Below are 22,981 nucleotides of genomic sequence, written 5' to 3'. Positions count from 1 at the left end.
ACTTGCGCAGCGTCGCTTCAGTCAGCGGGTGCCCAGCATTGTAGTGGCGGCGGTGCGGTTGTCAATATATGCCGCCAGGTAGCCAGCGATATGTAGATAGCGAGAAGATGCGCCAGGGCCTGATAAAACAATTAATATATTAACTCGCGGGATGCCTTGCCAATCATTCGATGTTTTTTGAGCGGCAGCGGCGGGATGGGGGGCTCGGATCGCTTGGATTCAAAAATGTACGAAAGCACATACGAGTCAAATACAAGAGTTCGGAGTTCCTTTGCGTCAGATCGTCGAAAGATACAAAGATAAGGCATTCTTTCGGCGGCAAGCATTCACGGGGAAATGATGCTGCCGCAAATAGTTTGCGTTTTTCCCGTAGCGCTCAAATCCCGTTCGATTCTTTTGGAAAAGGGGCACGGCCAGTGCCTGATCACCGGCGCCGGCCGATAAGTATTCGCGTCGCCAATCCGGAGTCGAACGCACAGAACATTAACTGATGAAATATCAAAAAGACGGAGGCATACATTGATGACCCTACTAGGGATGCTAACCATTTTCTCTGTTGTGGTTTTCTTGTTGACGGGAAAGGGGGCGCCGATCATCGGCTTGATTCTGTTCCCGCTGCTTGGCGCCATATTGGCGGGCTTCGGTCCGGCCGAACTCGGGGTCTTTTTCACGCAGGGGCTGAGTAAAGTGATACAAGTGGCCGCGATGTTCATCTTCGCGATCACTTTTTTTGGAATCATGCAGGACGTCGGCCTGTTCAGGCCGCTGATCAAATGGATGCTGACCATCACCAAGGGCAACGTGATCGCGGTGACGGTGGGCACGGCGTTATTGGGCATGCTGGCGCATCTCGACGGCGCTGGCGCGACGACGTTTTTGTTAACGATCCCGGCGCTTCTGCCTCTTTACAAAAAACTGAGAATGAGCCCCTATCTCATGTTGATGGTGCTGGCGCTTGGGGCCGGCATACTCAATATGCTGCCGTGGGCCGGGCCATTGGGGCGGGCGGCGGCGGTAACGGGAATCGACGTCAGTATGTTATGGCGTCCGATAATCGCCGTGCAGCTTACGGGCGTGGTCCTTCTGGTATTGCTGGCGGTTGTCCTGGGGATCAGGGAGACACGCCGTATTTCGGCCCAGGGGCTGTCTGCGGGCCATGCCGGCAGCGAGCAGCATATTGAGGAGCATGATCAGCTTTCCAGCGCGGAAGAAGCGCTTTTGCGTCCTAAACTCCTTTGGCTCAATGCCTTGATCTTCTTGAGCGTATTGGGTGCGCTGGTGATAGGGATTTTGCCGTCCGCCTATATATTCATGATCGGGTTATCGGTGGCGCTGCTGGTCAATTACCCATCGCTTCCCATGCAGATGGAGCGTTTCAAGGCGCATGCCCCCAATGCATTGATGATGGGCGCCATTATTCTGGCCGCCGGCTCTTTCCTTGGCATGATGGATGGCACCGGCATGCTGAAATCGATTGCAGCCGATCTCGTGACGATATTGCCAGCCAGCATGGTTCCCCATCTGCATATCATTCTCGGCATCTTCGGTCTTCCGATGGAGTTGATACTGAGTACCGATGCCTATTATTTCGGCTTGCTTCCGATTGTCATGCAGATTGTTTCCATGCACGGGGTGGAACCGGCCGTCACCGTCTATGCGCTGGTGATCGGCAATGTGGTCGGCACCTTCATCAGTCCATTCTCTCCCGCGCTTTGGTTAGCCCTCGGCTTGGCCAATCTGGAAATGGGCAAACATATCCGCTATTCGCTGTTTTGGATGTGGGGCCTCTCGCTCTGCTTGCTTGGCATCGCCATGCTGCTTGGCGTGATTCCGCTATAGCCTTATCGCCCGTCCAGTCCTCAATGGATGGACAGGCTTGATTGCAACAAAACGCCCGATACACCGTATCGGGCGTTTTTTTTGCTCGCAGTGCAGAGATGCCCGCCGAGTGTCGAAGGGCGTGGGCAGGCGCTTACACGCAACGGCCGCCGTCGACTTCGACGCACACGCCGGTGACGAACCCGGCCTCGTCCGAGCCCAGGTAGAGGCAGGCATTGGCGATGTCCTGCGGGGTCGAGAAACGGCCCATCGGGATCGTGGCTACGAACTTCTTGCGGTTTTCCGGGGTGTCGGGTACGCCCATGAATTCCGACAGCAGGCCGGTGGCCGAGATCACCGGGTTGACGCAATTCACGCGGATGTTGTCCGGGCCCAGTTCGGCGGCCATCGACTTGCTGGTGGTGATGACCGCGCCCTTGCTGCCGTTGTACCAGGTCAGGCCCGGGCGCGGACGGATGCCGGCGGTGGAGGCGATGTTGATGAACACGCCGCCGCCCACCTTGCGGAAATGCGGCACGAAGGTCTTGGCTGACAGGAAGATGCTCTTGACGTTGACCGCGTAGACGCGGTCGAACTCGGCTTCTTCCACTTCCAGCATGGGCCGGTTGCGGTGCGTGGTGCCGGCGTTGTTGACCATGATGTGCATGGCGCCGTAGTGCTCCAGGGCGGCCGCCAGCAGGCGATCCATGTCGGCCGCCTTCGACACGTCGGCCTTGACGAAGACGGCGCGCCCGCCGGCTTGCCTGATTTCTTCCACCACGCGCAGGCCGCCGGCCTCGCCGATGTCGGCCACCACCACCGATGCGCCTTCGCGGGCGTAAGTCTTGGCGATGCCTTCGCCGAATCCCGAACCGCCGCCGGTCACGATGGCCACTTTGTCTTGCAAACGCATGTTGTCTCCTGGTTGATTCATTGATTTATCGTGCAATGCTCGCGGCTCAGCCGTGGCGGATCGCGATGGTTTTCAATACGGTGAAGCCGTACAGGGCTTCGAAACCTTTCTCGCGTCCGTGGCCGCTGGCCTTGACGCCGCCGAAGGGCAGTTCGACGCCGCCGCCGGCGCCGTAGTTGTTGATGAATACCTGGCCGCTGCGGATGGCGCGCGCCATGCGCAACTGGCGTGCGCCGTCATTGGTCCAGACGCTGGCCACCAGGCCGTAGTCGGTGCCGTTGGCCAGGCGGATCGCCTCGGCTTCGTCGTCGAAAGGCATGGCAGCCAACACCGGCCCGAACACTTCCTCCTGCGCCAGGCGGTGCTGCGGCGGCACGTCGCGCAGCAGCGTGGGCGCCTGGTAGAAGCCGGAAGCGGGCGACTTGGGATCGATACTGCCTTGGGCGACGATGGCGATCTTGTCGCTGCGGGCGTCGGACAGGAAACCGGCCACGCGTTCCTGCTGCGTCTTGCGGATCAGCGGGCCGCAATCCAGATCCATCTGCGAGGAGCCCACGCGCAACTTGGAAAACAGCTGGCCCAGGCGATCCAGCACTTTCTCATAGGCGCCGCGCTGCACCAGCAAGCGGCTGCCGGCGGAGCAGGTCTGTCCGGCGTTTTGCACGATGGCGTTGACCACCACCGGCAGCATGGCGTCGATATCGGCGTCGTCGAACACCACCTGCGGCGACTTGCCGCCCAGTTCCAGCGTCACCGGCGTATGGTGCTCGGCGGCGGCGCGCACCACCACCTTGCCGATATTCGGCGAGCCGGTGAAGGACACATGGTCGATGTCGGGATGCCGGACCAGCACATCGCCGGCCTCATGGCCATAGCCGGTGACGATGTTGAGCGCGCCTTCCGGGAAACCGACTTCGGCCGCCAGTTCGGCCACGCGCAGGATGGACAGGCAGGCGTCTTCGGCCGGCTTGACCACGCAGGTGTTGCCCGCGGCCAGCGCGCCGCCCACGCAGCGGCCGAAGATCTGCATCGGATAGTTCCAGGGCACGATATGCGCGGTCACGCCATGCGGCTCGCGCAGCGTCAGCACGGTGTAGCCGGCCTGGTAGGGGATGGTGTCGCCATGCAGCTTGTCGGCCGCGCCGGCGTAGAACTCGAAATAGCGCACGATGGCGGCCGCATCGGCGCGCGCCTGCTTCATCGGCTTGCCGCAGTCTCGGCCTTCCAGCTGGGCCAGCTCTTCCTGGTGCTCCTGCAGCTTGATCGACAATTTCATCAGCAGGCGGCCGCGTTCGGCGGCCGACAGCTTGCTCCAGGCGCCTTCGTAGGCGCGGCGCGCGGCCTTGACGGCGCGCTCGATGTCGGCCTCGTTGCCGCGTGCGATGGCGTCGAAGACCTGGCCGTCGGAGGGATCGATGACGGGAATGCTTTCTCCGGAAGCGGGGGCGACCCAGCGGTTGTCGATGAAGTGCTGTTTCATGGGCGATGCGTCCTTTCGGTTGAGTCCTGGGCAGGTGCTGAGGCAAGGCGAAACGGCAGGGCAGGCCGGCGCGATATGCACGATATGCACGATATGCGCGAACCCGATGGGACGTGGTCTCCTGTCGTTATGTGGCGTCCGCTGCAAGGCTGGGTGATGCTTGGCAATGGCGGCGCGGTTTATGGGTGCTCAATCTAAGGCAGGTCTTAAAAGCTGTCAATTTATTTTACTTATTTAATGCACGTCAGCTTCGGCAAAAACTATCTGCATCCGCGGCAAATCCGCTACCATGCCCCTCGTGCGACAGATGAAGCACCCGTTTCATTGTGGAACGGGTTCCAAGCGGGGAGGGACGATATGTCGAAGTCCAGCCAGCCGCGCCGCCCCGATGCGGCAAGCGGCGAGGTATCGGCCAAAGTTGTCAATTTGAAGAACGTGGCGCGTGGCGCCGGCGCTTCGCCGGAAATCCTGACGCTGACTGCGGCCGGCCTCGGCCCGGTACGTCCGGAACGCTTCGCCGAACGCATCTACGAGACGCTGTTCCACGCCATCGTCGAAGGCCGCATCGCGGTCGGCAGCAAGCTGCCTGCGGAAAATGACCTGGCCACGCTGTTCGATGTCTCGCGCCCGGTGGTGCGGCAGGCGCTGGACCGTTTGCGCGAAGACCAGCTGGTCGAGTCGATCCGTGGCTCCGGCACCTATGTGAAGGAAAAGCCGGGCCTGGCGGCGACGCCGCAGGATGCCGAGCCCGAGACCCGCATCGGCCACATCATGAACGGCCTGGAGCTGCGCCTGGTGATCGAGCCGGAGTGCGCCTACATGGCCGCGCTGCGCCGCAATGCGCAAGACCTGGACAAGATGGAGCGCCTGCTGGAAGGTTTCGAACAGGCCAATGCCGTGGGCGGCATCGCCCACCATTTCGACTTCGCCTTCCATGAGGCGATCGCCATGGCCACCGCCAATGTGCGCTTCGTGCAGGTGATGAAGACGCTGGAATACGATGTCAGCCACGCCGTGAACATGCTGCGCCACCTGATGCATATCCCGCCATGGACGCGTTCGCAGGATGCGATGGACGAACACCGCCACATCTTCAACCTGATCCGCGAGCAGGATGCCGAAGGCGCCCGGCGCGCCATGCGCGGCCATATTGAAAATGCCCGCACGCGCATGTTCAACAGCCGGCCGGGGATGTAGCGCCAGAGGCTGCATCAAGCCATGTTGTCAGGTAAATTGACAAATAAAGCGCCTGCCGGCGCAAGACAATCAAGAACGAATCACTGGATTTTCCCGAATGGAATTGCGTCAACTGCGGTATTTCGTCGCCATCGTCGACCACGGCTCCCTCTCGCGCGCCGCGCGCGTGCTGCATATCGCGCAGCCGGCCCTGACCCAGCAGATCCGCCAGCTGGAAGACGAGATGGAAGCGCAATTGCTGCACCGTTCGGCCCAGGGGGTGATCGCCACCGACGCCGGCAAGGTGTTTTATGAACATGCGCTGGCGATCCTGAAACAGATCCAGGACGCCAAGCAGGCCGTGGCGCAATCGACCGACAAGCCCTCCGGCACGGTGGCGCTGGGGATTCCGCAAAGCGTCTCCAACGCGCTGGCGCTGCCGCTGCTCAATGCGGTGCGCTCCACCTATCCCGAGATCACGCTGCAGCTGACCGAGGAGCTGACCGGCAACCTGATCACCCAGTTGAAGTCCGGCCGCATCAACCTGGCGGTGCTGTTCGACGACGGCCAGCTGTCTTCCTTCGCCACCACCCCGATGATCGAGGAAGAGATGATGTACATCACCCGCGCCAAGTCGCGTTATGGCGTGGCCGGACGCCGCGGGGTGCAACTGGCCAAGGCGATCGAGGCGCCGCTGATCCTGCCGGGGCTGGCGCATGGCGTGCGGCCGCGCATCGAGAACCTGGTGCGCTCCAAAGGCATGGCGCTGGAGAACGTGATCGAGATCAATTCGGTGGCGATCCTGAAATCGGCCATCCTGGCCGATATCGGCGCCACCATCCTGCCGGTGGCGCCGCTGCTGGCGGACATCGAGCGCGGGGAAATGGTGGCGCATTCCATCGCCGGGGAAAAAATCTCGCGCACGCTGGCCTTGTGCGCCTCCAAGAACATCCCCCTGACCAATGCCGCCGCCGCGGTCGAGCAACTGGTGCTCGATGTGACCGACGAATTGTGCCGCTCCGGAAAATGGGGGCATACTGAGTTGCTGAAGCGGGAATAAGTCATCACAGGAGACGCGCCATGAGCGACAAAGTCGACATCCGCTGGATGAGCGAACCGGAAGAGCAGGATTACCCGGCCGCCAAGTCCTATCTGAACCTGCTGTATGACGATGCGAAAGCCGCGCGCTACGTCGAGCAGCTCCGGCAGGCGCCCATGTCGACCTTCAAGGCGAAAGACATCTTTCGCGCCTCCGGCCTGGCGCTTCTCGGAAGCGGCAATGCGCACGTCGAGAAAGACCGTCAAAAGATTCTCGCGGGAAACAAGCTTTCGCCCCTGTTGCTGGTCAGGGATGCCGGCGTGAAAGTCATCATTGCCGACGGCTATCACCGCTTGTGCTCGGTATACGGATTCAACGAAGATGCCCTGATCCCCTGCAAAATCGTCTGAAAGCCGCTTCAGCAGGCACGCTTGGACTCCGGATCGGCCGGCATGCCGGCAGCAATCGGCAAGCTCATCTTCATGCTTTCCTTCATTTCCTACAGCCAATGCCTACATGGCCTGATGGACTCTTCTGATAGTGGCTGCGGTGAATGCTTTTTACACTGCTGACGTGGACAGACGGTTTTGCCCCAGCAGCGATATCCGGCAACCGGCCTGGCATCACTGCGAGACAGGCCTGGATCTCCGGCTGCCCTCTGTTTACCTCCCACTTCACTTTTGACTATTCCAGACAAAGGAGTCAGACATGGCAAATGTACAAAACCCCGGCAGCAGCCGCGGCTTTGCAGCGATGGATCCGAACAAGCAGCGCCAGATCGCCAGCATGGGCGGCAAGGCGGCCCATGCCAAAGGCGCCGCCCACGAGTTCACCTCGGCCGAGGCGCGCGAAGCGGGCCGCAAGGGCGGACTGAACAGCCATGGCCGCAAGAACGGCGCCAATGCCGCTTCCGCCGCCGGCGATTCAGGCGCGGCCGGCGACAGCATGGCCGTGGCGCTGCCGCAGATGACCCAAAGTGCGCCGCAAGCATTGCAGCCGCATCAGTCGGACATCAATCCGCCCCAGCAAGGCTGAGGACGGCCCGCCGGATGACCAACGAAAGAAAAGGCGCCGCGGCGCCTTTTCTTTTTTCTCGTTTCCCTTTTCCCCTTTTTGAGCGCCGACAGTCCTAGTGCCGCGCCAGGTCATCGATCAACGGCACCAGCGCCAGCAGGAACAACGAGGCCGCCAGCGGGATGGTGGCCAGGAAACCCACCGTCTTGAAGCCCATCGCGCCGATGACGCCGCCCAGGAAGAACATCAGCAGCAACGATGACAGCAAGAACAGCTTGCGGCGCGCCGGCGATATCGGGTCGTCCGGCAACTGCTCGCCCGGTATCCCGGGAGCCATCGTCCAGTAGCACATCTTGCCGATCTCGATACCGATGTCGGTCACCAGCCCGGTGACGTGGGTGGTGCGGATTTCGGCGCGGGAAATCTTGGTGATCATCGCATTCTGCAAACCCATCACATAGCACAGCAGCGCCACCGTGGCCGGCACGAACAGCAGCCGATGCCCTTCCAGGTTGCTGCCCATGATGCCGAAGCACAGCAGCAATACGGCCTCCAGCATCAGCGGCATGGCGTATTCGCTATGGGTATGGCGGCGGCGCCCCCAGTTGATCATCACGGCCGAAGTCGCCGCGCCGGTGGTGAAGGCGAGCAGGGCGCTGGCGCCGGTCACCAGCAGGATGACCTGGCCCAGCACCAGGTCGTCGGCCAGTGCCGAGACGATGCCCGACATGTGCGAGGTGTATTGGCCTACCGCCAGGAAGCCGCCGGCATTGATGGCGCCGGCGACGAACGCCAGCGAACGGCCGAGATGGCGGTTTGATAACTCGGTGCGCGCCGGACTGGTAAGCTGGCGCAAGTAATTGATCGGCATGACGGATTCAGGGTTATCGGGTCGGAAGAACTGCGCCGTGGGCGTAATGCTGTTCAGTTAAGCCTTCCATCTACAAATCGTCATCCCGGCGAAGGCCGGGATCCAGTGTCTTTCGTTGAGCCTCAATGGCCGTTGAACGACGCTGGACCCTGACCTTCGTCAGGGCGACGGAGAAATTTCGGCTTAACTGAACTGCATTAGCGCCGTGGGCGTGCATTTTCCATGCCATTGCCAGTGCCCCGGCGTTAATGATTTTCTTGGCGCCGCGGGCCCTAATTGGGATAAGAATACTTCCCATTGGGCTGGCGTGGCAGACATCCCGCAACAAGCTGACCTGAATCATGGCCTCGGCGTTGCCCGTCTGCGACGTGGAAGGGGCGGCGTGTATTGTCGGCAGTTGCCCGAGTCCGGCCCGACAGGCAAAAAGACAGGCAAAAAAAGGGCCGCCTGGGGGAGGCGGCCTGAGGGGAGGGATATAAGACGCCGGAGATCGGGGGAATCTCCGATGAATTTCTGCTTATGAAACGACTCGTGGGAATAAACCGATTGGGGAAGGACGTTTCCATGGTCGGACGGAGGGGGACGTTCCGGCCTGAAAATTGATGTCCATCGGTTTCGAGTGCGTTGGAATGGATAGTAGCGTCGCACTGCAAAAAAACAGATCGGACAGTATCCGATTGCTGCGTCAGAAAAACCCCTACAAGGAAGGATCGGCCTCTCCAAGGCGTCGACGACGAGCGGCAACTCAACAGCTTTTTGGCGCTGCCTCTATTTTTTAAAAAAACTCAATGCCTAGCGTTAGCTTATCCAGTCATTTCCGCTTGTCGAGAATGAGAGCGATCAGGCGGTGTCGAAAATTTAGATCACGAGCTGCGTACAAACTTGCTTCAAGCCAAAGAATAGTATTCTCTTGGTTCAGATGTTGATGCAGACATACCAAATTCAGTATGCTTTTGGGATCTTCGTCATTCAAGTCTGCCATGGATAGATTCAGTGAGACTATTTGATCTAAGTATTCGTTGCGGCGAAGCAGCTCTATAAATAGATCTTTCTTACTTGCAAAGTTTGAATAGAACGCGCCGCGCGTATAGCCAGCTTGCTCTGTGATGTTATCTATGCTGCTCCCGCTATAGCCCTTTTTGGAAATACAAATGTTGGCGGCATCTAGTAAACGGGTTCGTGTCTGCTCTTGCATTTGAGCTCTTGTTATTCGTTTGGACTCCATTTTTGATGATCTCGCCGGTAAATTGGACCTGAAATTCGGCCCAAGTGAAATTGCTCTAAAAGTCCTTCCAATGTTGCGCGGATCCAGTACATGGCTGGGCACAACATATATTCTTCAGAAAAATCTTCACCTTTCATTTTGAAAAAAAACACCCCGCCAAGACGGGAGATCAAGGCAGGGTGAAATGTTTGCAGACGAGGGGGGAACTCGTCGCAAACACAGCAATTGACTGGTCTGCGCCAGCGAAATCAGCAGGCGGAGCGAGGTTCAGGCTCCCTCGGAACTGGCAGGTGGTTGCCAACCGCCGCCCAGCGCCTTGAAAGTCAGCACGGCCGCGCGCGCAGCTTCGGCGCGAGCCTGGATTTGCGCATCGGTAGAACGCAGCACGCTTTCGTCTGCCTGCAGCACATCGATCCGGCTCGCGGTGCCCCTGCGGTAGGCGGCAAACGTGGAGGCGCGCGACTGGCTCAGCGATTGCACGGCTTGCGACAGGAAGGTGGCCTGCTGCTCTCTGCGGGTCAGGGCGGAGAGGGCATTCTCCACGTCTTCTGTCGCCTTCAGCGCTGCCAGGCGATAGGCAGCCAGCATTTCGGCCTCTTGTCCTTTTGCCTGTTCGATCTGCGCATTGATGCGGCCGAAGTCGAACAGGCGCCAGCGCAAGCCCAGCGCGCCGCTGGCCTGGCTGGCCCCGGAGCTGAAGAGATTGGCGCTGGAGACCGAGGTGGCGCTGCCGATCAGGCCTGACAGCGACAGCTTGGGGTAATACTCGGCGACGGCTACGCCGATTCGGGCATTGGCGGAGGCCAGCCGACGCTCGGCGGCAATGACGTCCGGTCTGCGTCGCAGCAACTGCGCGGGAGCGCCGATATCGGTGAACTGCGGTAGTTGCGGAATGGCCTGAGCTTCTTTCAGCTCGGCGGCATAAGTGCCGGGGGGCGAAGCCAACATCACGTCCATGGCATTCATCGCGACCTCCAGCGCGGTGCTCAAGACCGGGATGGCGGCATTGAACTGGGCCAGACTGCCTTCCATCTGCTTTACCTGCATTTCCGCCAGCAGGCCGCGCTCCAGCAGCCGCCTGTTCAGGTCCAGCAGCTCCTGCTGGTTCTGCACCTGCTCGCGCGCGTTGCGCAGACGCTCCTGCAGTCCGCGGATGCTGATATAGGTGTCGGCCACCTGTGCCGCAACGGCCAGCTGCACGGCAGCTAAACCAGCTTCGGAGGCCTGATATTCGGCCAGGGCGGCCTCTCTTCCGCGGCGCAGGCCACCGAAGATGTCCAATTCCCAGCTGGCGTTCAGGTCCGTGGCATAAGCATGGCCGTCGCGGTCGAAGCCGGGGCGGGAATTGAGGACTTGTCCCAGCGGCGTCTCGACGGACTGGTAAGCCCGCGCGGCCTGGCCGCTCACGTTGGCCGAGGGTAGCAGGGCGGCGTTGGCCACCCCCACGGCGGCCTGTGCCTGTTGCAGGCGCGCCCTGGCCTGCGCCAGATCGAGGTTTTGCTGCAGGGCCAGCGCCACCAGGCGGGTCAATTGCGGATCGTGGAAGCCGGTCCACCATTGGCTCAGGTCTGCTGCTGTGGTCGGCGCACTGCTGGAACGGCTCTGCAACAGTGCCTGCCCCTGGTATTGGTCCGGTATCGTCGTGGCGGGGCGGACATAATCCGGGCCGACAGAGCAGGCTGACATCATGCCTGCGGCCAGCAGTGCCAAAAGAGGGCGTCTGAGCAACATGGTCCAGTATCCATAAAAGTTATTTATTGTGACCATAATACCATTTGGTCACAATTTGTTCAATCACGAATCTTGGCGTAAGCTGTCACCCATGAACAAGCCCAGCACCTACCCGGTTTCTGCCCGGGGTCCCGCGGATCATGAAGTCCGGGATCAAATCGTTACCGCAGCTACCGAGCACTTCAGCCGCTATGGCTACGAAAAGACCACCGTGTCCGATCTAGCCAAAGCCATCGGTTTCTCCAAGGCCTATATCTACAAGTTCTTCGCGTCCAAGCAGGCCATCGGCGAAATGATCTGCGCCAATTGCCTGCGTGAAATAGAAGACGAGGTTTGTCGCGCCGTGGCCGAGGCCGAGCACCCGGCCGACAAGCTTCGTCGTCTCTTCAAAGCTAGTACGGAAGCCAGTTTGCGGCTGTTCTTCCGCGACCGGAAACTCTACGAAATCGCCGCCTCGGCCGCCACCGAGCGCTGGCAGGCCGTGATCGCCTATGAAGAGCGCACCAAGAAACTGCTTGTCGATGTCTTGCAGGAAGGGCGCAAATCGGGAGACTTCGAGCGCAAGACGCCTCTCGATGAGGCGGCGATGGCCACTTATCTGGTGATGCGTCCGTACATGAATCCGTTGTTATTGCAATACAGTTTCGATTCCACCGAGCAGGCCCCGGCCCTCTTGTCGAGCCTGGTGCTGCGCAGTCTGGCCCCATGAAACGTTAATCAAAACAGATTGTGACCATTGACTAAATTGGTCACTTGAAACAGAATGAGAGCCCTGATCATTTACTGGAAGGGCTCCCATGCTTCGGCGCCGACTCGCAATTTCACTCGTCCTGTGCACACTGCCACTGGCGCTGGCCGCGTGCGCTGACAAGAAAACCAATGATCCGCGCACGGAAGTGCCCCGGGTACGCATCGCCGTAGTCGGAGAGGCCTCGCTGCCTGCGCGGGAGTTCACGGGAGTCGTCGCCGCGCGCGTACAGAGCGATCTTGGCTTCCGTGTTCCCGGCAAGGTGGTCGAGCGGCTGGTGGATGCCGGCCAAGCGGTCAAGCGCGGGCAGCTCCTCATGCGCATCGATCCGGTCGACCTGAACCTGGGCGCCAGCGCGCAACGCGAAGCCGTGGCGGCCGCGCGCGCCCGGGCCCGGCAAGCGGCCGACGACGAAGCGCGCTATCGCGACTTGCGCGGCACCGGTGCGATTTCCGAATCTTCCTATGACCAGATAAAAGCCGCCGCCGATGCCGCCAAGGCACAGCTCACTGCCGCCGAGGCGCAGGCCGATGTCGCCCGTAACGCCAGCCGCTATGCTGAGCTCGTGGCCGACAGCGATGGCATCGTGATGGAGACCGTGGCCGAACCCGGCCAGGTCGTCAGTGCCGGCCAGGTGGTGGTGCGCCTTGCCCGCAACGGTAGCCGGGAAGCGCTGATCCAGCTCCCCGAGACGATGCGGCCGAAGCTGGGCTCGACCGCTTCGGCCACGCTCTTCGGGGCCGAACAGGTCACGATGAGCGCGCATCTGCGGCAACTCTCGAACACTGCGGACCGCATGACGCGTACCTTCGAGGCGCGCTATCTGCTCGATGCCGGGCAGGCCAGCTTGCCGCTGGGGGCGACGGTGACGGTGCGCATTCCTGAGAGCGAAGAACAGCAGGCCGGCATGCAGGTACCGATCGGCGCGCTGTTCGATCAGGGCCAGGGCGTCGGTGTGTGGGTGGTGCAGGGCGAGCCCGGAAAGGCCTCCTGGCGGCCGGTCTCGGTGCTTCGTCTCAATGAGGACAGCGCCAGCGTCTCCGGTTCGCTCAAGCGGGGCGACCGCATCGTGGCCCTCGGTGCGCACCTGCTGCGCGAAGGCCAAGCGGTGCGGATTGCCGCTGCCACTACCGAGGGAGCACGTCCGTGAGCGAAGGCCGATTCAACCTTTCGGCGCTGGCGGTACGCGAGCGCTCCATCACCCTGTTTCTGATCCTGCTCATTTCGGTCGCCGGCATCATGGCGTTCTTCAAGCTGGGGCGGGCAGAGGATCCCTCCTTCACCATCAAGGTCATGACCGTCGTCACGGCATGGCCCGGCGCCACCGCCCAGGAGATGCAGGACCAGGTCGCCGAGAAGATCGAGAAGCGGATGCAGGAGCTGAGCTGGTACGATCGTACCGAAACCTACACGCGCCCCGGTCTCGCCTTCACCACCGTGACGCTGAAGGACAAGACGCCGCCCTCCGCAGTCCAGGAGGAGTTCTACCAGGCGCGCAAGAAGGTCGGCGACGAGATCCGCAACCTGCCGGCCGGCGTGATGGGGCCGTTCGTGAATGACGAATACGCCGACGTCACCTTTGCCCTTTATGCGCTCAAGGCGAAGGGCGAGCCGCAGCGGCTGCTGGTGCGCGATGCGGAGCAACTGCGCCAGCGCCTGCTGCATGTACCGGGCGTGAAGAAGGTCAACATCGTCGGAGAGCAGTCCGAGCGCATCTATGTCGAATTTTCCCATGAACGGCTCGCCACGCTGGGCGTCACTCCCCAGGATATCTTCACTGCCCTGGGCGCCCAGAATGCCCTGACACCCGCCGGTTCGATTGAAACCAGCGGCCCCGAAGTCTTTGTCCGCCTGGACGGCGCCTTCGATCAGCTCGACAAAATCCGCAACACTCCCGTCATATCGCAGGGCCGCACGCTGAAGCTTTCGGACATCGCCGTGGTCAAGCGGGGTTACGAAGATCCAGCGACGTTCCTGGTGCGTAACGGCGGCGAGCCGGCGCTGCTGCTTGGCGTGGTCATGAGCGATGGCTGGAATGGTCTGGAACTGGGCCGCGCGCTGGACACTGAGGTCGGTCAGATCAATGCGGAGCAGGCGCTGGGAATGAGCCTGACAAAGGTCACGGACCAGGCTATCAACATCAGCTCGGCCGTCGATGAATTCATGATCAAGTTCTTCGCCGCCGTGCTGGTGGTGATGCTGGTCAGCTTCCTGAGCATGGGCTGGCGGGTCGGGCTGGTGGTGGCTGCGGCCGTGCCGCTGACGCTGGCGGTGGTGTTCGTGGTGATGCTGGCCACCGGCAAGAACTTCGACCGAATCACATTGGGCTCTTTGATTCTGGCACTGGGATTGTTGGTGGACGATGCCATCATCGCCATCGAGATGATGGTGGTGAAGATGGAAGAGGGATACAGCCGGATTGCCGCATCTGCATACGCCTGGAGCCATACCGCCGCGCCGATGCTGTCGGGCACGCTGGTCACAGCCGTGGGTTTCATGCCCAATGGCTTCGCGCGCTCAACTGCAGGCGAATACACCAGCAACATGTTCTGGATCGTCGGCATTGCACTGATCGCCTCGTGGATCGTGGCAGTGGTCTTCACTCCCTACCTGGGCGTGAAAATGCTTCCGGACTTCAAGAAGGTCGAGGGTGGCCATGAGGCCATCTACGATACGCCGCGATATAACCGCTTCCGCCAGTTGCTGGCCCGGGTGATCGCGCGCAAGTGGATCGTCGCCGCATCGGTCGTGGCAATGTTCGTCCTCGCCATACTTGGAATGGGCATGGTCAAGAAGCAGTTCTTCCCGATTTCTGATCGTCCGGAAGTGCTGGTCGAAGTGCAGATGCCCTATGGCACCTCCATCACCCAGACAAGCGCAGCCACCGCCAAGGTGGAAGCCTGGCTCGCCCGCCAGGCCGAATCAAAGATCGTGACTGCCTATATCGGCCAGGGCGCACCGCGCTTCTACTTGGCCATGAGCCCGGAATTGCCCGATCCTTCATTTGCCAAGATCGTGGTTCTCACCGATAACCAGAACGAACGCGAGGATCTCAAGCTGCGCCTGCGTCAGGCTGTGGCCGATGGACTAGCCTCGGAAGCGCGGGTTCGCGTCACCAATTTGGTGTTCGGTCCGTATTCGCCTTTCCCGGTCGCCTACCGCGTCTCCGGCCCGGACCCCATGGTCTTGCGTGGGATTGCCGAGCAAGTGCATCAGGTCATGGATGCCAGCCCGATGATGCGGACCGTGAACACCGACTGGGGCGTGCGTGTCCCGACCCTGCATTTCACCTTGCAGCAGGACCGCCTGCAAGCCGTCGGCCTCAGTTCCAGTTCGGCGGCGCAGCAGCTGCAGTTCCTGCTCAATGGCGTGCCCGTCACGGCAGTACGCGAAGACATCCGCACCGTTCAGGTGACTGCGCGCTCAGCGGGGGCGACCCGAATGGATCCGGCCAGGATCGGCAATTTCACCTTGACCGGCAGTAACGGTCAGCGCATTCCGCTTTCCCAGGTGGGCAAAGTCGAGGTGCGCATGGAAGAACCGATCATGCGCCGCCGCGACCGCGTCCCGACCATCACCGTTCGCGGCGATATTGCGGACGGCCTGCAGCCGCCCGATGTCTCCACGGCAATCACCAAGCAACTGCAAACCATCATCGAGAAGCTCCCCAGTGGCTACCGTATCGTCGAAGCAGGCTCCATCGAGGAGTCAGACAAGGCAACTGTCGCGATGCTGCCGATCTTCCCGATCATGATTGCGGTGACGCTGCTGATCATCATTTTGCAAGTACGTTCGATGGCAGCCATGGTGATGGTGTTTCTCACCAGCCCGCTGGGATTGATCGGGGTCGTTCCCACGCTGCTGATATTTGGCCAGCCGTTCGGCATCAATACGCTGGTCGGATTGATTGCACTGTCGGGCATCCTCATGCGCAACACGCTTATCCTGATCGGTCAGATCCATCATAACGAACAGGCTGGCCTCGATCCCTTCCGTGCAGTGGTGGAAGCCACGGTGCAGCGGGCGCGTCCAGTCGTCCTGACGGCCCTGGCCGCGATCTTTGCATTCATTCCGCTGACGCATTCAGTATTCTGGGGAACGCTGGCTTATACCCTGATCGGCGGCACCTTCGCGGGAACAGTCCTCACGCTGGTCTTCCTGCCGGCCATGTATTCGATCTGGTTCAAGATCCGGCCAGTCACTGTGCAGCGCTAAAGACGGTACTTCACTCAACCATATCTATCGAAAGATCAGCATGTCGAACGCAAAAGTTGTCCTTGTCACTGGCGTGTCTTCTGGTATCGGCCGCGCTGCGGCGTGCGAATTCGTCGCGCTTGGCTGCCAGGTATTCGGTACTGTCCGCAATCTGACATCTGCGCACGCCATCCCTGGCGTCACGCTAATCGAAATGGACATGCGTAACGAGGCCGCCATTGAGCAAGGTGTGGCACAGCTTGTCAGCCAAGCTGGCCGGATCGATGTACTAGTGAACAGCGCTGGCCTAACGCTACTTGGCGCGGCGGAAGAGACTTCGATGGTGGAGGCCCAGCAGCTCTTCGATACCAATCTCTTCGGCGTCCTGCGCATGGTCAAGGCAGTACTTCCCTACATGCGCAGCCAGCGTTCCGGCCGCATCGTCAATATCAGTTCGGTGCTGGGATTCTTGCCGGCGCCCTACATGGCGCTTTACTCGGCATCCAAGCATGCGGTAGAAGGCCTCTCAGAGACGCTGGATCATGAGGTGCGCCAGTTTGGTATCCGCGTCAGCCTGGTGGAGCCATCCTTTACCAAGACCAATCTCGATGCGAATGCACCTCAGACGGCGGAGCGGATTGCCGAGTACGACAAGGAGCTCCAGATGGTCTCCCAAGCCATCCGGAAGAACGTGCAACAGGCTCCCGATCCCATCGGCGTGGCGCGCACGATCACCGCAGCCGCACTGGGCGCGTGGCGGATGAGGCATACGCCCAAGGGTGAGGCCTCGCTGCTGGCCAAGTTGCGCCGTTTCATGCCTGCCGGGCCGGTCGAGAAAGGTTTGCGAAAGACATTCGGTCTTGCTTGATCTATCGATTTCCAGAGGGACCTGGCTCGTTGCCAGGTTCATTCTGCTATCTGATCTTCTGGCTGGCAGGGGATAGCGTCGAAATTCTGACGGGAGGGCGCCGCAAACGGCGCCGGGGACGCTGGCGCGCGCCTGCGTCCCCGGGGCTTCACTGCGCATCACTGGCGTCACTGGTAAGTGGTCGCGATCTTTTGCGGCAGCGGCACGTTGAGCCACTTCTGGACGATGGCGTTGAGTTCGCCGCTCTTCTTGGCGGCGGTGATGGTCTCGTTGACCTTGGCCAGCAGCGCTTGCTCGCCCTTGTTCAGGCCGACGCTGCAGCTCGATTCATGGATGATGTACTTCAGCACCGGCTTGTTATTGGGCGCCTTCTCGCCCAGCGCATAGGCCACGAAGTCGCCGGTGCCCACCAATTGCACCTGGCCCGAGACGTAGGCCGAGATCATGGCGTTGTTGTCTTCATAGCGCTTGATGGTGGCGCTCTTGGGCGCGGTCTCGCTCAGTTGGAGGTCCTGGAAGGTGCCGCGGGCCACGCCCACGGTCTTGCCGGCCAGGTCGGCGGCGTTGGCGACCTGGATGGCGGCCACGCCGAACACGCTGTTGTTGTAGGGCGCATAGGCTTGCGAGAAGTCGATCACCTTTTCGCGTTCGGCGTTCTTGCCCAGGGTGGAAATCACCAGGTCGGCCTTGTGCGTTTGCAGGTAGGCGATGCGGTTGGCGCTGGCCACCGGCACCAGTTGCACCTTGACCCCCATCTTTTGCGCGATCAGCCTGGCGACGTCGATATCCAGGCCCTGCAATTGCAGGTCGGTATTGACCGAGCCGAACGGCGCAAAGTCCTGCGGCACGCCGATGCGCACTACGCCGGCTTTCTGGATGTCGGCCATGGCGTCGGCGCGGGCTTGCACGGCGGTTGCGGACAACAGTCCGAAGGCGATTGCCAGCACCGGTTTGAGGGATTTCATTACATTGTTCTCCTTGAGGTTATGCATGCAGGGCAGGCTGGGTGGGCTTGCGCCATGGATCCTGTGTCTGGGCACGGATAGCCGCCGCGTTGGGCAGCGGCGGCCGCGGACGATAATACGCTTTATTCGGGCGTCGGGCACGCCGCGGCCATGCGCTTGCCGGGATGCATTTTTTCGATTGCGCATCGCAAAAAACAGGCGGATTCGGTATCCTAAGGCCTGTCCTATCGGGGCTGTGCGCAACAGCACAACGGCACAGCAGTCTTGAGAGACCGGAGCCGTGCCGCAATAGACTTTCCATCCTGACAATCAACGAAGGCGATAAAAGAATGTCGACCTATATCGAGCCCCATACATTTCGTGAACTGCAGGATTCGGAAGTATTGCCCGCGCCGTCCGGCGTGCGGCTCAATATCATGCAGATGTGCCAGCAAGAGGACATATCGCTGCCCGAGCTGGTAGCGCAAGTGCAGGGCGACCCGGTGCTGGCCGGCCGCCTGATCCAGATCGCCAACATCCCCAATATCAACAAAGGGCGCATGGTGGCGTCGGTCAACATCGAACTGCTGCTGCTGATCGGCCTGCACGCCGTGCGCCAGATGGCGCTGGCGATTTCGCTGACGGAGTCGGCGCGCCGCGGCGATTGCAAGGAATTCGACTACGACGCCTTCTGGAGCCGCTCCACGGCGATGGCATGCGCCGGCCAGGCGCTGGGCGAAATGCTGCTGGTGGCCCCGCCGGCGGAGATGTTCACCAACGGCCTGTTGGCCGGCATCGGCCGCCTCGGCCTGGCCTCGGCGCGTCCCAAGCGCTATGGCGAAGTGCTGCATGCCAAGCCGCAAGGGCCGCAATTGCTGGAGCAGGAACGGGAAGCTTTCGGCTTCGACCACCTCGACCTGGCGGCGGCCATGATGGAGGACTGGCATTTCCCCAAGCTGTTTTGCACCGCCGTCCTGCACCATGAAAACCCGGAGGCATCGGGGCTGGATGACAACGACCGCCAGAAGGCGCTGGCGCGCGTACTGGAGCTGGCCGGCTGCGTGGCCGATGTCTGCGTGGCCGACGCCGCGACCCGCAGCCGCTTGCTGCCCTGGCTGCTGCAGTTGACCGCAGGCTTCTCGCTGCCGCTGTCGAGCGTGGAATACATCTGTTCCAGGGTCTCGTGGGATTGGAGCGACTGGGGCGCGCTGCTCAATATCCCAACCCAGGTACTTCCCGAGATCGGCGCCGAGATCGCCGAAGCGGCGCAATCGCCGGCCTGATTTCCTGGCTGTTTCCCTGGCGAACTCCCAGGCGGGCATCGGCTCGCAAATGGCGGCGGGTAGCGGTATGCGGCGGCATGCCGCTCACGATTCGTTGGAAATTGGCACAATTCCCGATTTTGTATTTGAAGCGTCAGCCTTGAATGCTAGTATGGCGCCCGGCCTGGACGTGGATGCCGGCCGCCGTTTCGCACCGTTTGCGATACCGGCGCCACTCGTCATCCCGGATGGTCGGCTCGCATTGAATGGCGGCCGCCCGCTTGCGCTCTCGCGCATGTCACATTTTCCACTTCCGGCCCGGAGTGCGGTCAGCCAGATGCCAGCGGCATCGTGTCCCATCCATCCAAGAAGCCGCGGCGCTTGCCGTCATCAATAACCAAAATAGCGTAGCGGGCCGACTTCATCATGACATCGCCTGCCTTGCCGGCTGCAGTGCGCGCGCTGCGGGGGAGCGGCAAGCGTCCTGACCACGGATCGTCCGTTACGTGCATCGCTTTATGAACAGGTGGTTTATGAAAAAAATCCTGTGCGCATCCTGGCTGCTCTGCGTAACGATGAATCAGGCCTTTGCCGCCCACCCGCTGGTCACCGACGACGCCGGCGTGCAAGGCGAGGGCCGTCACCAGATTGAACTCAACACCGACTGGAGCCGGCAGGCCGGCGACTCCGGGCATGTCGGCGCGTTCACCTATACCTATGGCGTGACCGATAAACTGGACTTGTTCGCCAACCTGCCGCTGACCTTCCAGTCGCCCGGCGGCAGCGGAGTGGGCGACTACTCGCTGGGCGCCAAATGGCGCTACTACGACCGGGACGGCCTGGCGCTGGCGTTCAAGCCGGAACTGTTCCTGCCCAGCGGCAACGCCGAAAAAAGCCTGGGCAACGGCAAGAGCGGCCTGGGGCTGACCGCGATCGCTTCCTACGAGCTCGGCCCCTGGACCCTGCACGGCAATGCCGGCCTGAATTACAGCCGCTATCAACTCGACAGCGACGATAACGACAAGCGCAAGCTGGTATGGCGCACCTCGGCAGCCGTCTGGTATGCGCTCGATGAGCAGTGGCGGCTGGTGGCCGACACCGGCGTCATGCAGAATGCCGAACGCGCCAGGCGCACCTGGCCGGCGTATGGCCTGGTGGGGCTGATCTGGTCGCCCAACGATACGGTCGACCTCGATATCGGCGCCAAATTCGGCCTGAACAAGGCGGAAGTCACGCGCCAGTTCGGCCTCGGCGTGACCCTGCATTTCTGATTGCGGCGGCCGGCTGTGCGGTGCAGCATACGATGGTCTGGAAAGCGCCGCCAAATCTGCTATCTTTGACCTTGGCACAGGGCCAAGCTTAAGGAGACGACAATATGGATCTGGTAGAAAAATTCGATGCCAAAGGCAAGACCGGCGCGCCTTACCACGTAGAGGTGTACCAAATCCAGCTGGACGAAGCGGGAAATTCTGTCGCGGCCGGCCAGCGTACTTACCAGCTGACCGACGGACGGGCGCTGGATCCTTTGTCGAATGAGAAGTTCAGGATCGTTCAAACGGGGGAGAAAATCTACCGCGTCTGAGCCCTTACTACTGGAACTGCTGGAAATGGAAAAAGCCGGCGCCGCAAGGCGGCCGGCTTTTTCTTTGGCGGCGTCCGGCGCCGGAGGCCGTCCAGGGCGAACAGGAACTCAAGCTGGCGCATGCCCTGCGCCTGCCCGGTGCCGGCTCAAGCCGATCAAGGCATCGCCCAGCGACTCGGGCCGTCCTTCGAACAGGCGCTGCAGGTATTGCGGGTCGGCCAGGTAGCGGCATAGCGCATCGCGTTCGCCGAAATCGGTGGCCATCCTCACCGCCGCCAGGATGTAGTCGTCCAGCGTGGCGGCGATGGTCCAGCCGGGCAAGCCGACGCGGCGGAACAGGCCTTCGTCGATATGCTCGAACACCTCCGGTCCGGTCTTGCATACGCCCGGCAAGCCGACCGTGAAGGCATCGATGATGCCGTTGGTATTGCCGAAGGGGAATGGCGACAGGAACATGTCGCACTGGTTGAAGATGGACAGGTATTCCTGGTAAGGCTGGTGCGGATAAACGCTGGCGCCGGGCACATAACGCAGGATCAGCCGTTGCAGCTGCGGGTACAGCAGGCCTTGCGCCTGGCCGATCAGGAAGTGGAAACGCACCTGTTTCGGCGCTTGCCCGCCGGGCGGCTGCAGCGCCAGTTCGGCGATCTTCTGGCACGCCATCAGGAAGCGCGGATTGAGCTTCATCGTGGTGGCGGCGATGGCGACGTTGACGTAGGGCTTGTCGGTGCGCTCCAGTGCGGGCAGCTTGAAGGGGATCGCCGAGGGGCGGTAGGGCTGGCCGTCGGCCGGCAGGCGCAGCAGCTTTTCGCTGAAGCAGGCCGGGTCGCCGACGAAGTCGTCTTCCACGCTGATGTAGTCGATGCGTTTGGAGTGCGTGGTGGCCGGGTGGCCCAGGGCGGCCACCTGCAACGGCGCCACGCGCAGGTTGGCGGCGAACATGGTGATCGGAAACATGCCCACGCTGGGCATGTACAGCACCTGCGGCCGGCGCTCGACAGCCAGCGCGCGCAATTGGGCCAGGCAGGCCAGCATGTCGCCGGGTTTCTCGAAGGCGACGAATTCATCGAACACCGCGCGCCCCAGCGCGTCGGTGTTGGCTTCATAACCGATGGCCACCACATGGAAGTGGCGCCGCGCCGCTTCCAGCGTCTTGGAGTGGGTGCGGTAGATCGAATGGCCGCCGGAAAACCACTCCAGCAACACCAGCAGTACCGGCTTTCCGGCAGCGCCGGCCGCAGCGCCGACATTGTCAATATCGTCAACATCGTCGAAGTTGTCGATATCGCCGATGCCGGCTTCGCGCAGCTTCTTTTCGATCAGCACGTTGATGGCGCCCTTGATGCGGTGGCGCTGCGGCAGGTCGGCGTAGCTGCAATGCATGTAGACATCGTGCAGCACGGCGATCGGCAGGCCGTCCAGGCTGTCCAGTTCCTGCAGGCGGTCGGGCAGCCAGCCGAGCAGGGCTTCGCGCTTGGAGTGCGCCGCCGGCGTGCCGAGGAAGCGCGGCGACAGCAGCGCCATGAACAAGGCCGCGGCCAGCGGCTTGTTCTGGCGCCACAGCATGTCCGCATCCAGCGGCAGTTCCGACTCCGGCGAATACAGGATGCAGAACTTCACCAGGTCCAGCGGCTTGACCTGGAAGTCTTTGGCATCCGGCCCGCCCAGGTTGAGCGAGCGCAGGATGTGGTCGCAGTTGATGAAAGGGCTGGCGCCGAACAGCGCAGACAGCCAGCGCTGGAAATTGATCAACTGCCCGAATCCGTCCGGACTGATATGGAAGCTGGGATCCGAGAACAGCGCCGAGATCGCGCTCGTGATCCGCGTGAGCACATGCTGCTCCAGCGCCGCGGCCGGCACCGCCGGCGAGACCGACAGCGAGAAGTTGCCGGCCAGCTTGCCGTAGTTGCGGTCGATCAGCGCCAGCAGGCGCACCAGTTCGCGCGCGGCCGGTTCCTGCTGGCGCGCGTAGCAGAGGTATTCGAATTTTTCCAGCGAGAAAAGGTCGTCGGTGTTGGCCGTCATCGGATCATCCAAGAATAAAAAAAGGACGCACCCGGCATTGTGCCGCCGAAGTGCGTCCGCCGCCAGCTCCACAGCCGGGCGTTAAATCTTC

At 61.5% G+C, this 22,981-nt stretch carries 19 protein-coding genes; 12 read left to right on the top strand and 7 right to left on the bottom strand.

Going from position 1 to position 22,981, the window contains the following annotated elements; all coding sequences use genetic code 11:
- Positions 1–522 precede the first annotated feature (522 nt).
- Positions 523–1,839, top strand: a complete 1,317-nt coding sequence (locus AC07N6_RS08175; protein WP_494779815.1) for a CitMHS family transporter — start codon at positions 523–525, stop codon at positions 1,837–1,839.
- 133 nt (positions 1,840–1,972) lie between these two features.
- Here the strand turns inward: AC07N6_RS08175 and AC07N6_RS08170 are convergent, their stop codons facing one another.
- Positions 1,973–2,731 carry an SDR family oxidoreductase gene (locus tag AC07N6_RS08170; RefSeq protein ID WP_494779814.1) on the bottom strand — a complete coding sequence of 253 codons (759 nt, stop codon included), beginning with the start codon at positions 2,729–2,731 and terminating at the stop codon, positions 1,973–1,975.
- 46 nt (positions 2,732–2,777) lie between these two features.
- Complete coding sequence (locus AC07N6_RS08165) at positions 2,778–4,211, bottom strand: aldehyde dehydrogenase family protein (RefSeq protein WP_494779813.1); 1,434 nt, start codon at positions 4,209–4,211, stop codon at positions 2,778–2,780.
- Between the two features lie 357 nt (positions 4,212–4,568).
- Between AC07N6_RS08165 and AC07N6_RS08160 the strand changes: the two genes are divergently transcribed.
- The 4 genes from AC07N6_RS08160 (at position 4,569) to AC07N6_RS08145 (ending at position 7,461) form a co-directional block, all read left to right on the top strand.
- Positions 4,569–5,408, top strand: a complete 840-nt coding sequence (locus tag AC07N6_RS08160; protein WP_494779812.1) for a FadR/GntR family transcriptional regulator — start codon at positions 4,569–4,571, stop codon at positions 5,406–5,408.
- A 97-nt stretch (positions 5,409–5,505) separates the two neighbouring features.
- The gene (locus AC07N6_RS08155) at positions 5,506–6,447 is read left to right on the top strand and encodes a LysR substrate-binding domain-containing protein (protein ID WP_494779811.1); all 942 of its coding nucleotides are present in this window, start codon (positions 5,506–5,508) and stop codon (positions 6,445–6,447) included.
- Positions 6,448–6,467: 20 nt separating this feature from the next.
- Positions 6,468–6,836, top strand: a complete 369-nt coding sequence (locus AC07N6_RS08150; RefSeq protein ID WP_494779810.1) for a hypothetical protein — start codon at positions 6,468–6,470, stop codon at positions 6,834–6,836.
- 298 nt (positions 6,837–7,134) lie between these two features.
- A complete protein-coding gene (locus tag AC07N6_RS08145) occupies positions 7,135–7,461 on the top strand; it encodes a KGG domain-containing protein (protein WP_494779809.1) in 327 nt (108 codons plus the stop codon).
- A gap of 94 nt (positions 7,462–7,555) precedes the next feature.
- On the opposite strand, the gene AC07N6_RS08140 is transcribed toward AC07N6_RS08145, so the two are convergent.
- From AC07N6_RS08140 to AC07N6_RS08130, 3 genes are all read right to left on the bottom strand, one after another.
- Positions 7,556–8,311, bottom strand: a complete 756-nt coding sequence (locus AC07N6_RS08140; protein WP_494779808.1) for a YoaK family protein — start codon at positions 8,309–8,311, stop codon at positions 7,556–7,558.
- Positions 8,312–9,122: 811 nt separating this feature from the next.
- The gene (locus AC07N6_RS08135; protein WP_494779807.1) at positions 9,123–9,506 is read right to left on the bottom strand and encodes a TetR/AcrR family transcriptional regulator; all 384 of its coding nucleotides are present in this window, start codon (positions 9,504–9,506) and stop codon (positions 9,123–9,125) included.
- Positions 9,507–9,803: 297 nt separating this feature from the next.
- The gene (locus AC07N6_RS08130) at positions 9,804–11,267 is read right to left on the bottom strand and encodes an efflux transporter outer membrane subunit (RefSeq protein ID WP_494779806.1); all 1,464 of its coding nucleotides are present in this window, start codon (positions 11,265–11,267) and stop codon (positions 9,804–9,806) included.
- A 91-nt stretch (positions 11,268–11,358) separates the two neighbouring features.
- On the opposite strand from AC07N6_RS08130, the gene AC07N6_RS08125 reads away from it, so the two are divergent.
- From AC07N6_RS08125 to AC07N6_RS08110, 4 genes are all read left to right on the top strand, one after another.
- Positions 11,359–11,976, top strand: coding sequence for a TetR/AcrR family transcriptional regulator (locus AC07N6_RS08125; RefSeq protein WP_494779805.1), 618 nt, complete (start codon positions 11,359–11,361; stop codon positions 11,974–11,976).
- 88 nt (positions 11,977–12,064) lie between these two features.
- Positions 12,065–13,165 (top strand): efflux RND transporter periplasmic adaptor subunit, encoded by a 1,101-nt coding sequence (locus AC07N6_RS08120; RefSeq protein WP_494779804.1) that lies wholly within the window; start codon positions 12,065–12,067, stop codon positions 13,163–13,165.
- The gene (locus AC07N6_RS08115; RefSeq protein WP_494779803.1) at positions 13,162–16,230 is read left to right on the top strand and encodes an efflux RND transporter permease subunit; all 3,069 of its coding nucleotides are present in this window, start codon (positions 13,162–13,164) and stop codon (positions 16,228–16,230) included. Before AC07N6_RS08120 ends, AC07N6_RS08115 begins: the two co-directional genes overlap by 4 nt.
- A 40-nt stretch (positions 16,231–16,270) precedes the next feature.
- Positions 16,271–17,077, top strand: a complete 807-nt coding sequence (locus AC07N6_RS08110) for an oxidoreductase (protein ID WP_494779802.1) — start codon at positions 16,271–16,273, stop codon at positions 17,075–17,077.
- A gap of 167 nt (positions 17,078–17,244) precedes the next feature.
- Here the strand turns inward: AC07N6_RS08110 and AC07N6_RS08105 are convergent, their stop codons facing one another.
- Entirely contained in the window at positions 17,245–18,042 is a 798-nt protein-coding gene (locus AC07N6_RS08105) for a transporter substrate-binding domain-containing protein (RefSeq protein ID WP_494779801.1), read from the bottom strand.
- A 329-nt stretch (positions 18,043–18,371) separates the two neighbouring features.
- Between AC07N6_RS08105 and AC07N6_RS08100 the strand changes: the two genes are divergently transcribed.
- The 3 genes from AC07N6_RS08100 (at position 18,372) to AC07N6_RS08090 (ending at position 20,865) form a co-directional block, all read left to right on the top strand.
- Positions 18,372–19,304, top strand: coding sequence for an HDOD domain-containing protein (locus tag AC07N6_RS08100; RefSeq protein WP_494779800.1), 933 nt, complete (start codon positions 18,372–18,374; stop codon positions 19,302–19,304).
- Positions 19,305–19,816: 512 nt separating this feature from the next.
- Complete coding sequence (locus AC07N6_RS08095) at positions 19,817–20,554, top strand: transporter (protein WP_494779799.1); 738 nt, start codon at positions 19,817–19,819, stop codon at positions 20,552–20,554.
- Positions 20,555–20,658: 104 nt separating this feature from the next.
- On the top strand, positions 20,659–20,865 hold the full coding sequence (locus AC07N6_RS08090; RefSeq protein WP_494779798.1) for a hypothetical protein: 207 nt from the start codon (positions 20,659–20,661) through the stop codon (positions 20,863–20,865).
- 108 nt (positions 20,866–20,973) lie between these two features.
- Here the strand turns inward: AC07N6_RS08090 and AC07N6_RS08085 are convergent, their stop codons facing one another.
- Entirely contained in the window at positions 20,974–22,890 is a 1,917-nt protein-coding gene (locus tag AC07N6_RS08085; RefSeq protein WP_494779797.1) for a peptide transporter, read from the bottom strand.
- Between the last annotated feature and the right edge of the window lie 91 nt (positions 22,891–22,981).

This window comes from Herbaspirillum sp. GW821-FHT09A12, from assembly GCF_059418325.1.
Note: the sequence above shows the minus strand (reverse complement) of the source record. Positions and strands in the feature narration are given on the sequence as shown.

Excerpts from the sequence above, each read along its gene's own strand:
- AC07N6_RS08085 (WP_494779797.1), bottom strand. The coding sequence starts at position 22,890 with ATGACGGCCAACACCGACGACCTTTTCTCGCTGGAAAAATTCGAATAC.
- AC07N6_RS08120 (WP_494779804.1), top strand. The coding sequence starts at position 12,065 with ATGCTTCGGCGCCGACTCGCAATTTCACTCGTCCTGTGCACACTGCCA.
- AC07N6_RS08110 (WP_494779802.1), top strand. The coding sequence starts at position 16,271 with ATGTCGAACGCAAAAGTTGTCCTTGTCACTGGCGTGTCTTCTGGTATC.
- AC07N6_RS08135 (WP_494779807.1), bottom strand. The coding sequence starts at position 9,506 with ATGCAAGAGCAGACACGAACCCGTTTACTAGATGCCGCCAACATTTGT.
- AC07N6_RS08090 (WP_494779798.1), top strand. The coding sequence starts at position 20,659 with ATGGATCTGGTAGAAAAATTCGATGCCAAAGGCAAGACCGGCGCGCCT.
- AC07N6_RS08165 (WP_494779813.1), bottom strand. The coding sequence starts at position 4,211 with ATGAAACAGCACTTCATCGACAACCGCTGGGTCGCCCCCGCTTCCGGA.
- AC07N6_RS08125 (WP_494779805.1), top strand. The coding sequence starts at position 11,359 with ATGAACAAGCCCAGCACCTACCCGGTTTCTGCCCGGGGTCCCGCGGAT.
- AC07N6_RS08150 (WP_494779810.1), top strand. The coding sequence starts at position 6,468 with ATGAGCGACAAAGTCGACATCCGCTGGATGAGCGAACCGGAAGAGCAG.
- AC07N6_RS08155 (WP_494779811.1), top strand. The coding sequence starts at position 5,506 with ATGGAATTGCGTCAACTGCGGTATTTCGTCGCCATCGTCGACCACGGC.
- AC07N6_RS08105 (WP_494779801.1), bottom strand. The coding sequence starts at position 18,042 with ATGAAATCCCTCAAACCGGTGCTGGCAATCGCCTTCGGACTGTTGTCC.
- AC07N6_RS08130 (WP_494779806.1), bottom strand. The coding sequence starts at position 11,267 with ATGTTGCTCAGACGCCCTCTTTTGGCACTGCTGGCCGCAGGCATGATG.
- AC07N6_RS08095 (WP_494779799.1), top strand. The coding sequence starts at position 19,817 with ATGAAAAAAATCCTGTGCGCATCCTGGCTGCTCTGCGTAACGATGAAT.
- AC07N6_RS08160 (WP_494779812.1), top strand. The coding sequence starts at position 4,569 with ATGTCGAAGTCCAGCCAGCCGCGCCGCCCCGATGCGGCAAGCGGCGAG.
- AC07N6_RS08100 (WP_494779800.1), top strand. The coding sequence starts at position 18,372 with ATGTCGACCTATATCGAGCCCCATACATTTCGTGAACTGCAGGATTCG.
- AC07N6_RS08170 (WP_494779814.1), bottom strand. The coding sequence starts at position 2,731 with ATGCGTTTGCAAGACAAAGTGGCCATCGTGACCGGCGGCGGTTCGGGA.
- AC07N6_RS08140 (WP_494779808.1), bottom strand. The coding sequence starts at position 8,311 with ATGCCGATCAATTACTTGCGCCAGCTTACCAGTCCGGCGCGCACCGAG.
- AC07N6_RS08145 (WP_494779809.1), top strand. The coding sequence starts at position 7,135 with ATGGCAAATGTACAAAACCCCGGCAGCAGCCGCGGCTTTGCAGCGATG.
- AC07N6_RS08175 (WP_494779815.1), top strand. The coding sequence starts at position 523 with ATGACCCTACTAGGGATGCTAACCATTTTCTCTGTTGTGGTTTTCTTG.